The organism is Mesorhizobium sp. M0715 (genome assembly GCF_040320355.1).
GTDB lineage: Bacteria > Pseudomonadota > Alphaproteobacteria > Rhizobiales > Rhizobiaceae > Mesorhizobium.
Genome location: NZ_JAMYPL010000016.1, coordinates 141,607 through 151,547 on the forward strand (window position 1 = coordinate 141,607; position 9,941 = coordinate 151,547).

Genomic DNA, 9,941 nt, shown 5'->3' on the forward strand with positions numbered 1-9,941 from the left:
AAGCCAAGCGGCCCTAAGACGCCGCGCAACACGGATAATCAAGCTCGTTTTGCGACAATGAAAATGCGCGGAAAGCGCAAGAGCACCTTGCCATCAGCCGTCTTCGGATAGGCCTTGGCGATCTTGGCCGTGTAACATTCGAGGAACAGCGTCCGCTCATCGGCACCCAGCGGATCGAGGAACGGTTTCAGGCCCGTCGACTTCACCCATTCGACGATCGCCTGCGCATCGGCAAGCGGGTGGTTGTAGATGGTGTGCCAGATATCCAGCCGATCGCTGAGCGGCGACAGAAGATCATAATAGAACGACACCGGCGGCAACGGCCCGCGTGCCGCGCCCTTGAGCTTTTCGGCAAACGGCATTTCGGCGGCGGTTTCACGCATCAGGCGGTGCGAGTCCTCGCCCATATTGTCGGGCATCTGGATGGCCAGCGCGCCGCCTGGCGCAAGAAAACCCATCAGCCGCTGGAACACAGCGGGATGCTCGGGCAGCCACTGGAACACCGCATTGGCGAAGATCACGTCGACCGGCTCCGCCGGCTGCCATTTGGAGGCATCGGCCAGATCAAAGGTGACCTCGGGCAGACGCGCCCTCGCCTTCTCGATCATGTCGGGCGAAGTGTCGAAGCCGCTCACCTGCGCATCCGGCCAGCGCTCGACGAGCAGCTCGGTCGAGTTGCCCGGCCCGCAGCCGATGTCGACGACCCGGCGCGGGAAGTCCACCGGCACCTGTGCCACCAGGTCTCGCGCGGGCCGCGTGCGCTCGTCCTCGAATTTCAGATATTGGGCGGCGGACCAATCAGCCATGTGAACTCCTCACGTCTTCTTGAGAATTCGCCGCCCGGAAAACCCCTTACCGCGTCAGCCTCTTGTAGGTCATGCGGTGCGGGTTGACGGCATCCGGCCCGAGGCGGCGGATCTTGTCCTGCTCGTAATCCTCGAAATTGCCCTCGAACCATTCGACATGGCTGTCGCCCTCGAAGGCGAGGATGTGCGTCGCCAGGCGATCGAGGAACATGCGATCGTGCGAGATGATGACGGCGCAGCCGCCGAAGTTTTCCAGCGCGTCTTCGAGTGCCGCCAGCGTTTCGGTGTCGAGATCGTTGGTCGGTTCGTCGAGCAGCAGCACATTGCCGCCGGTCTTCAGCATCTTGGCCAGATGCACGCGGTTGCGCTGGCCGCCGGACAGATTGCCGACCTTCTGCTGCTGGTCGCCGCCACGGAAGTTGAACGACGCGCAATAGGCACGCGTGTTGGCCTCGAATTTGCCGAGCTTGACCACTTCTGCGCCGCCGGAAATCTCTTCCCATACCGTCTTTGACGGATCGAGCGCATCGCGGCTCTGGTCGACATAGCCGAGCTTCACCGTTTCGCCGACGCGCACTGAGCCCGCATCCGGCTTTTCCTGGCCGGTGATCATGCGAAACAGCGTCGTCTTGCCGGCGCCGTTCGGGCCGATGACGCCGACGATGCCGCCGGGCGGCAGCTTGAATTCCAGGCCGTCGATCAAAAGCGTGTCGCCAAAGCCCTTCGACAGGCCTTCCGCCTCGATCACCACATTGCCGAGCCGCTCGCCATGCGGGATGACGATCTGCGTATCGCTCGGACGCCGCTTGTCGGCTGCATCCAAAAGATCCTGGAACGCCTGGATACGCGCCTTGGACTTCGTCTGGCGGGCCTTCGGGCTCGACTGGATCCATTCGCGCTCGCGGCCGATGGCGCGCTGGCGGGCATCGTCCTCGCGGCCTTCCTGCTTGAGCCGCTTGGCCTTGGCTTCGAGGTATTTGGTGTAGTTGCCCTCATAGGGAATGCCGCGGCCGCGATCGAGTTCGAGGATCCAGCCGGTGACGTTGTCGAGGAAGTAGCGATCGTGGGTGATGATCATCACGGCGCCCGGATAGGCACGCAAATGCTTTTCCAGCCACGCCGTGGTTTCGGCGTCGAGATGGTTGGTCGGTTCGTCGAGCAGCAAAAGGTCGGGCTGGCGCAGCAAGAGTTGGCAAAGCGCGACGCGGCGCCGCTCGCCGCCCGAAAGCTTGGTGACTTCCGAATCCTTGGGCGGGCAGCCCAGCGCTTCCATCGCCATCTCGACCTGCTGTTCGAGATCCCACAGGTTGAGCCGGTCCATCTCGTCCTGAAGCTTGGCCGACTCGTCGGCCGTCTCGTCGGAGTAGTTCATCATCAATTCGTTATAGCGTTCGATGATCGCGGTCTTGGCGGCGACGCCTTCCATGATGTTTTCGAACACGGTCTTGTCCGGATCGAGCGCCGGCTCCTGCGCCAGGTAGCCGACGGTTGCGCCTTCGGCCAGCCAGGCTTCGCCGTTCCACTCCTTGTCGAGCCCGGCCATGATCTTGAGGATCGTCGACTTGCCCGAACCGTTGGGGCCGAGGATGCCGATCTTGGCGTCGGGATAGAAGGAGAGATGGACATTCTCGAGCACCTTCTTGGTGCCATAGGCCTTGTTGAGGCCGGCCATGTGATAGATGAACTGGCGTGCCACGCGCGCTTTCCCTGAAAAAAACTGACTGGCCCAGAAAACTGACTGGATCTGTCGAATTGAGTGGAGGTTGGCCGCTATGTAGGCGATGCGGCGGCGAACGGCAATCGCTTTTGCCATATCTGCCCGGTCACACGCGGAAGTGTCCGCCAACCGCCGAAGTTTTCCACCAGCACGAAGCGTGCTGAAATCTCCGGTTAACTCTTCGGCGTCAAAACAGGATCGGAGTGGAATCGCTCGCTATTCGCGATTTCGAGAAAGAGATCGGGTCGACGGCATTGCTGAACAGTTTCCTGCTCCTTGCCGAAGCGGTCGTCTATTTCAGCGTCATGGTGACGCTTTTCCGCTTCCGGAGGCGCATCGGCCTCGGCGTGTTCATCTGCGCGCTCGGTGTCATGCACTTCCTCGAGACCTACCTCGCCAGCGTTTTTTATGTCGCCTTGCCGTTCGGCATGGTCTCGCCTGGCTCGGCGGTGCTGTTTTCCGGCAAGCTGGTGATGCTTTTGCTGCTCTATATGAAAGAGGACGCTGCAACTGTGCGTCAGCCGATCTACGGCCTGCTGCTCGGCAATGCGCTGATGATCGGGCTGGTGCTGCTGCTGCGCCTGCACGTCATCGCGGCACTTCCCGACGGCAGGCTCCCAGACATCGGCTTCATCGACCAGATGGGCTGGCTGATGGTGTGGGGCACGACGCTGCTGTTCGTCGATGCCATCCTGATCATCCTGCTTTATGAAAAGCTCGGGCGTTATCTGCGCAAGGCGCCGTTCGCGCGCATCCTGATTTCGGTCGCTTGCGTGCTGACATTCGACCAGGCCGGGTTTTTCACCGCCCTGCATTTCGTTGCCGGCGCGCCGATAGCCGTCTTTTTCGGCGGCTGGTTCGCCAAGATGGCGGCGGCGGTGACGTTCAGCACCATGCTCGTCGCCTATCTCAAATGGTTCGAGGAGCGCCAAGTCACCGCGCCGCGCGGATTGACCGATATCTTCGATACGCTGACCTATCGCGAACGCTACGAAGCGCTGGTCGAACATGTCGGGCGGGACGGCCTGACCGGCCTGCTGCACCGCGGGCGCTTCGACGCCGACGGTGAAGCCGCCGTCCAGGCCAGCCTGCGCACCGCCAGGCCGCTCAGCCTGCTGATCATCGATGTCGACCATTTCAAATCGATCAATGACCGTTTCGGCCATGCCGAAGGCGACAAGGTGTTGAAGGCGGTCGCGGCCCTGCTTGGCGAGACGGCAAGCGCCGAGGACCAGGTGTTCCGCATCGGCGGCGAGGAATTCGCCATCCTCAGTTCGCGTCCGCACTCGGTCGCCAGGCTGTTCGGCGAAAGCATTCGCCACGCGGTCAAGGGCTCGGCCGCCACCAGTCGCTTCGAGCTCACCGTCAGCGCTGGCGTTTCCAGCGTCAGCGAAACCACGCGCTGCCTTGCCGACCTGTTCGCGCTTGCCGACCAGCGTCTCTACAAGGCGAAGTCGACCGGCCGCGATCGCGTCGTCGGCGAGCCGGGCGGCCAAGAAGCCGACACAGCCGCTGCGCGGACCAAATCCGCACAGATCTAGTTCGTTACGAATTCCTCTGCCGTCGAAAGCCCGTCACGGTCGAAACCGCCATCAGCGCGATCGCCAGCCATTTCAGCACCGTGATGATCGGCCCGGCCTGGATATCGTAGGCAATGAACAGCAGGATGCCCGGCACCAGCAAGCCGCACATGACCAGCATGATGCGGTTGATCTGCCAGGACACTTTTGACGCCAACGCCTCGTCGCCGAGTGCTGGAACCAGCACCGCCCGCACCGTCTTGCCGCCCACCAGCATGGCCGAAAGGTGCATCGAGATCGGCAGACCGAGCCCGATGATCAGGAAAGCGCAAGCGGCCAGCAGGAGCGAAAACTTCAGCGCGCTGGTTTCCGCCGCTATGGGAAACAGCAGCGTCGCCAGCGGCAGGAAGACACCGAAAATGCCGATCGCCGCGATCGTGATGAAGATCGCCGCATTGACGATCGTGAACAGCTGGTAGGTGCCGACGCCGATCGGTTCGGAGAGCGTCCGCATGCGTGCCCACTCGGCGTCGGTATACGAAAAGCCCGGCCATTCCATGCGGGCATCGTTTATCGAGACCATGCCCTTGGCCCAGAAAGCCAGCCGCGCCAGCGCGCTGCTCGTCATGCCATCCATTGCCGCCCCCGCCAGAATGATGCGCTCGCAGCATAGCACCAGGGCGCGGCAGCGCGACAGTCCGGTATCTCTGTTGAGAGTTACTGGAAGCCGATCGCGTCGACATTGCCTGTCGGGCAGCCGGCCTTGTTGGTCGGCACCGAAGCCAGCAGCAGATCCTTAAGCGAGCTGTTGGGCCCGATCGGACCCGCGAGGCCGAGCGTCAGTTCGCCGATCAGCCGCCTGCCGCTCGACGGATCGATGACGCAGGAAACGCGCACGCGATCCCCTGCTCCCGCCCCGAAGGCAGTGTCGAAAGCGCCGCGGATCTGGTCCGCCGTCAGCTTGCCGCCGATGTTCTTGGCAAAGAGTTCGCGCACCGGCGAGCTGTTCACCGCGCGCATCAGGTTGAGCGCATCGGAGAAATAGTCCTGCTGGCTCTTGCCGTAGCAGGTGCCGTGCTTGATCCATTCATGCCGATCGAGGTGGGAGGCCGTGCCGGGCATCACCTGATCGAGTTCCGTGCGGGTGTTGGCGTCAAGATTGACCGGCGGCAGGTCTTTCCAGTGGGCCGGATTGTCGTTGGCCTTGTCGCTCGCCGTCGCCTGGCAATAGAAATTGCCGTTCGGCTGCGGCCAGAGACCGTGCAAGGTGAAATGCGTGGCGTCGAAATCACCAGCACTCTGCGCCCTGCATTCGGTCTTGTTCGACTTTGTCTCGCAAAACGCCGGCTGCCAGCTCAGCGCGAAGACGTATTCGGGTTTCCCCGATGCCGCCGGCTTGCCTTGCCCGTCAGGTGCGGCCGGCACGGTCGCCGCGCTGCTGCCGGAAACGTGGCCGCAGCTGACCTTCACCCAGCGGCGCTCCGGATCGGCGCCCGGCACCAGGATGAGATAATGCGTCGGCGTATCCTTGTTGCCGGCAAGCAGCCGATAGCTCTGCCCGGCATCGGTCGAGACATTGCCGGGGTTCTTGCCGTTCTTGATGGCTTGCGTTGCCGGACAGGCAGCGTCGGCCACAAAGGAGCCGCTCATCTTGACGTCGGCACGCGCGGCACCGGCCAGCGACGCGGCCAGCATGGCCAATCCGAAAACGACACCAATGCGCATGGAAAATCCTCGGCTGGACAAGTGGGCGACAGACTGAAGCTGTCTCCATGTCAGAATTGCGATATTTTGCTGGCCAAACGCAAGAAACATCGTCGCGAAAAGCGGGTTTGCTGGATTGACGCATAATGTGGGCCGGCGCAAACAAAGCCAACGACGATAATGCAAGGGCGGGACCGAGCGGCATGTCATTCAGCCAGCAGCGCGTGGTTCGCTCCCCAACCGGTGCCGAGCTCAATCTTTTCGTCAGGCAGGCCGATGGCCGGGCACGCGCCGTCGTCCAGATCAATCATGGCCTGGCCGAGCACGCAGCGCGCTATGCCCGCTTTGCCGATTTTCTTGGCTCCCGCGGCTTCGATGTCTATGTCCACGATCATCGCGGCCATGGCGCGACCAAGGCGCCCGACGCGCCGCTCGGCAGGTTCGCCGCCAGCGACGGCCCGGCCAAGGTGATAGCCGACGTCGGCGCCATCCATGATCTTATCGCCCGCGAACAGCCAAACAGATCGGTCATCCTGTTTGGTCATTCGATGGGAGCGTCGGTCGCGCTGAACTACCTGTTACGCCACTCGCCGCGCGTTCATGCCGCCGGTATCTGGAACGGCAATTTCTCCCAAGGCCTGCTCGGACAGGTGGCGCTGGGCATCCTTGCCTGGGAACGGATGCGGCTCGGCTCCGACGTGCCATCGCGTCTGCTGCCGAAGCTCACCTTCCAGGCCTGGGGCAAGGCGGTGCCCAATCACCGCACATTGTTCGACTGGCTGTCGCGCGACGAGGCGGAAGTGGCGAAATACATCGCCGATCCGCTCTGCGGCTGGGATGCCTCGGTGTCGATGTGGCGCGATGTGGTCTCGATGGCGCTGAACGGCGGCAAGGATGCCGGCTTTGCCGGCATCCGGCGCGACCTGCCCATCAGCATCGTCGGCGGCGAAAGAGATCCCGCCTCGGATTATGGCAAAGGGATCACGCATCTTGCCAGCCGCATGCGCGCGATGGGCTTTTCGAATCTGGTTTCAAAGGTTTACGCCGGCACCCGCCACGAAAGCCTGAACGAGGTGAATCGCGACATCATCATGGATGATTTCGCCGCCTGGGCCGACAAAGTCCTCAAAGCGTGACGGATTGGCCCATTGCAAGAGCCGTGACAGCCGTTGCAGGGCTTGATAGAGGCTCTGCTTTCGCAGCAGTCACGGTGATTGCGGCAACCACGGTGATCCATGGCTGAGCCCCCGCTGAAAGGCGTCCGCGTCGTCGAACTCGCCCGCATCCTTGCCGGGCCATGGGCCGGGCAGTTGCTTGCCGATCTCGGCGCCGATGTCATCAAGGTCGAAAGCCCCGATGGCGGCGACGACACCCGCAAATGGGGGCCACCCTTCGTCATGGGCAAGGACGGCGAGAACCTGTCGGCCGCCTATTACCATTCCTGCAATCGCGGCAAGCGCTCCATCGCCATCGATTTCTCGACACCGGAAGGGGCCGAGACCGTGCGCCGGCTGGTCGCCACCTCGGACGTGCTGATCGAGAACTTCAAGCTCGGCGGTCTGAAGAAATACGGCCTCGACTATGACAGCCTGCGCAAGATCAACCCGCGCCTCGTCTATTGCTCGATCACCGGCTTCGGCCAGGACGGACCCTATGCGCCGCGCGCCGGCTACGACTTCATCATCCAGGCCATGGCCGGCATGATGTCGATCACCGGCGAGGTCGGCCGCGAGCCGCAAAAAGCGGGCGTCGCCATCTCCGACATCTTCACCGGCCTTTATTCGGTCATCGCCATCCAGGCAGCATTGCGCCATGCCGAACAAACCGGCGAAGGCCAGCACGTCGACATGGCGCTCTTCGACACCCAGATCTCGGCGCTCGGCAACCAGAATTTGAACTATCTCGTCTCCGGCAAATCGCCGGTGCAGATGGGCAATGCGCATATGAACATCGCCCCATACGAGGTGGTGCCGGTCCGGGATGGGCACATCATCCTGGCGGTCGGCAATGACGGCCAGTTCGCCAAATTCTGCGCCGCTGTCGGACTGGGCGACCTGCCTGCCAATCCCGACTTCGCCACCAACCCCGCCCGGGTCGCCAACCGGGTGAAATTGCATGAGCGCATGATCGAGGCGCTGAAGGTTTTTGACCGCGATCCGCTGCTGGCCAAGCTGGAAGCGGCCAGCGTGCCGGCGAGCCCGATCAACACGATCGGCCAGATGTTTGCCGATCCGCAGACGATCGCGCGCGGCATGCGGCTTGATCTCGACGACGGCCATGGCAATCTTCTGCCTTCGGTGCGTGCGCCGATGGTGATGTCGGGCACGCCGCTGGTCTATGAGCGCCCCTCGCCGCGCCTGGGCGAGCACACGCAAGAAATCCTTGCCGAACTGGAGAAGTCTGGACAATGAAGACCGGCGGACAACTCATCGTCGACGCGCTCGAAGCCAACGGCACCGACCGCATCTATTGTGTGCCGGGTGAATCCTATCTGGCGGTGCTCGACGCGCTGCACGATTCTGCGATCCGCACCATCGTCTGCCGCCAGGAAGGCGGTGCCGCGATGATGGCCGATTGCCACGGCCGCCTGACCGGGAAGCCCGGCATCTGCTTCGTCACCCGCGGCCCCGGCGCCACCAACGCCTCGGCCGGCATCCACATCGCCATGCAGGATTCTATACCCGTCATCCTGTTCATCGGCCAGGTCGCCAGCCACGCCAAGGAGCGTGAAGCGTTCCAAGAGGTCGATTATAAGAGGTTCTTCGGCGATATCGCCAAATGGGTGGTCGAGATCGACGACGCCTCGCGCATCCCCGAATTCGTCACCCGCGCCTTCGCGGTGGCGACATCGGGCCGGCCCGGCCCGGTGGTGATCTCGCTGCCCGAAGACATGCTGACCAGCATCGTCGAAGCACCTATCGCCTTGCCGCACACGCCGGTTGAGACACGGCCGGGCGAAGCGGAGCTCGATGCGCTGGAAAAGCTGCTGGCTAAGGCCAAGCGGCCGTTCGTCATCCTCGGCGGCACGCGCTGGGACGCCGAGGCGGTGGCGCAAATGCGCACGGTCGCCGAGGCGTGGTCGCTGCCGGTCGGTTGTTCCTTCCGCCGGCAGATGCTGTTCGATCATCTACATCCGAACTATGCCGGCGATGTCGGCATCGGCATCAACCCCAAGCTGGCCACAGCGATCAAGCAGGCCGATCTCGTGCTCCTGATCGGCGGCCGCATGGGCGAAATGCCGTCCTCGGACTACACGCTGCTGAAAAGCCCCTACCCCGACCAGACACTGGTCCATGTCCATGCCGACGCTGGCGAGCTCGGCCGCGTCTACAGGCCGACACTGGCGATCAACGCCTCGCCTTCTGCCTTCATCGACGCTTTCGCCAAGCGCAAGCCGGCCTCTGAGCCGACTTGGGCAGCCGAGACACCAAAGCTGCATGCCTCCTATCTCGACTGGTCGACGCCACCGGAAGGCGGCCCCGGCTCGGTCCAGATGGGCCCGATCATGAACTACCTCGAAAAGATGCTGCCCGACGACGCCATTCTCACCAACGGCGCCGGCAATTACGCGACCTGGGTGCATCGCTTCCACCGCTTCCGCCGCTTCGCCACTCAAGGTGCGCCGACATCGGGCTCGATGGGCTATGGCACGCCTGCGGCCGTCGCTGCCAAAGAGCTGTTTCCGGAGCGCACCGTGGTCGCCTTCGCCGGCGACGGCTGCTTCCTGATGAACGGGCAGGAATTCGCCACCGCCGTGCAGTATGACCTGCCTATCATTGTGGTCGTCGTCAACAACGGCATCTATGGCACCATCCGCATGCATCAGGAGCGCGAATATCCCGGCCGCGTCGTCGCCACCGATCTTAAGAACCCCGACTTCGCGGCTCTCGCCCGCGCCTATGGCGGCCATGGCGAAACGGTCGACAAGACCGCCGATTTCGCTCCCGCCTTCGAACGTGCCCGCGCCAGCGGCAAGCCGGCGATCGTGGAAATCCGCCTCGACCCCGAAGCGATCACGCCGACCAAGACGATGACGCAGATACGCGACAAGGCGTAGTCCAAACAAAAAAAGAGGCGGTCGCCCGCCCCTTTTCGTCATGCGGCTTGCGCTAGAGCGTTTCATATTTTGACGGAAGCGTAGCCTGCGTTTTCGAAGTAGTTCTTGCATTCGGCTGCCTCGATGGTTTCGACGAG

8 protein-coding genes are annotated in these 9,941 nt (G+C 62.9%); 4 read left to right on the forward strand and 4 right to left on the reverse strand.

Annotated features, from left to right (window positions below):
* Nucleotides 1–38: 38 nt before the first annotated feature.
* Together tam and ettA are read right to left on the reverse strand one after the other, a co-directional pair.
* Nucleotides 39–806 (reverse strand): trans-aconitate 2-methyltransferase, encoded by a 768-nt coding sequence (gene tam / locus NKI21_RS19765; protein ID WP_023813173.1) that lies wholly within the window; start codon nucleotides 804–806, stop codon nucleotides 39–41.
* A 46-nt stretch (nucleotides 807–852) separates the two neighbouring features.
* On the reverse strand, nucleotides 853–2,502 hold the full coding sequence (ettA, locus tag NKI21_RS19770; protein ID WP_013530923.1) for an energy-dependent translational throttle protein EttA: 1,650 nt from the start codon (nucleotides 2,500–2,502) through the stop codon (nucleotides 853–855).
* A 275-nt stretch (nucleotides 2,503–2,777) separates the two neighbouring features.
* Between ettA and NKI21_RS19775 the strand changes: the two genes are divergently transcribed.
* Complete coding sequence (locus NKI21_RS19775) at nucleotides 2,778–4,064, forward strand: GGDEF domain-containing protein (RefSeq protein ID WP_023813174.1); 1,287 nt, start codon at nucleotides 2,778–2,780, stop codon at nucleotides 4,062–4,064.
* A 4-nt stretch (nucleotides 4,065–4,068) separates the two neighbouring features.
* Here the strand turns inward: NKI21_RS19775 and NKI21_RS19780 are convergent, their stop codons facing one another.
* On the reverse strand, nucleotides 4,069–4,671 hold the full coding sequence (locus tag NKI21_RS19780) for a hypothetical protein (protein ID WP_352442212.1): 603 nt from the start codon (nucleotides 4,669–4,671) through the stop codon (nucleotides 4,069–4,071).
* 89 nt (nucleotides 4,672–4,760) lie between these two features.
* Nucleotides 4,761–5,768: a ribonuclease T2 family protein gene (locus NKI21_RS19785; protein WP_128303464.1), complete on the reverse strand. Its 1,008-nt coding sequence runs from the start codon at nucleotides 5,766–5,768 to the stop codon at nucleotides 4,761–4,763.
* 182 nt (nucleotides 5,769–5,950) lie between these two features.
* Here NKI21_RS19785 and NKI21_RS19790 point away from each other — a divergent pair, with 182 nt between their 5' ends.
* From NKI21_RS19790 to NKI21_RS19800, 3 genes are all read left to right on the forward strand, one after another.
* Complete coding sequence (locus NKI21_RS19790) at nucleotides 5,951–6,883, forward strand: alpha/beta fold hydrolase (RefSeq protein WP_352442211.1); 933 nt, start codon at nucleotides 5,951–5,953, stop codon at nucleotides 6,881–6,883.
* Nucleotides 6,884–6,982: 99 nt separating this feature from the next.
* Nucleotides 6,983–8,158 carry a CaiB/BaiF CoA transferase family protein gene (locus NKI21_RS19795; protein ID WP_128303462.1) on the forward strand — a complete coding sequence of 392 codons (1,176 nt, stop codon included), beginning with the start codon at nucleotides 6,983–6,985 and terminating at the stop codon, nucleotides 8,156–8,158.
* The gene (locus tag NKI21_RS19800; RefSeq protein WP_023813179.1) at nucleotides 8,155–9,804 is read left to right on the forward strand and encodes a thiamine pyrophosphate-binding protein; all 1,650 of its coding nucleotides are present in this window, start codon (nucleotides 8,155–8,157) and stop codon (nucleotides 9,802–9,804) included. The genes NKI21_RS19795 and NKI21_RS19800 overlap by 4 nt, the downstream gene beginning before the upstream one ends.
* Nucleotides 9,805–9,941 lie beyond the last annotated feature (137 nt).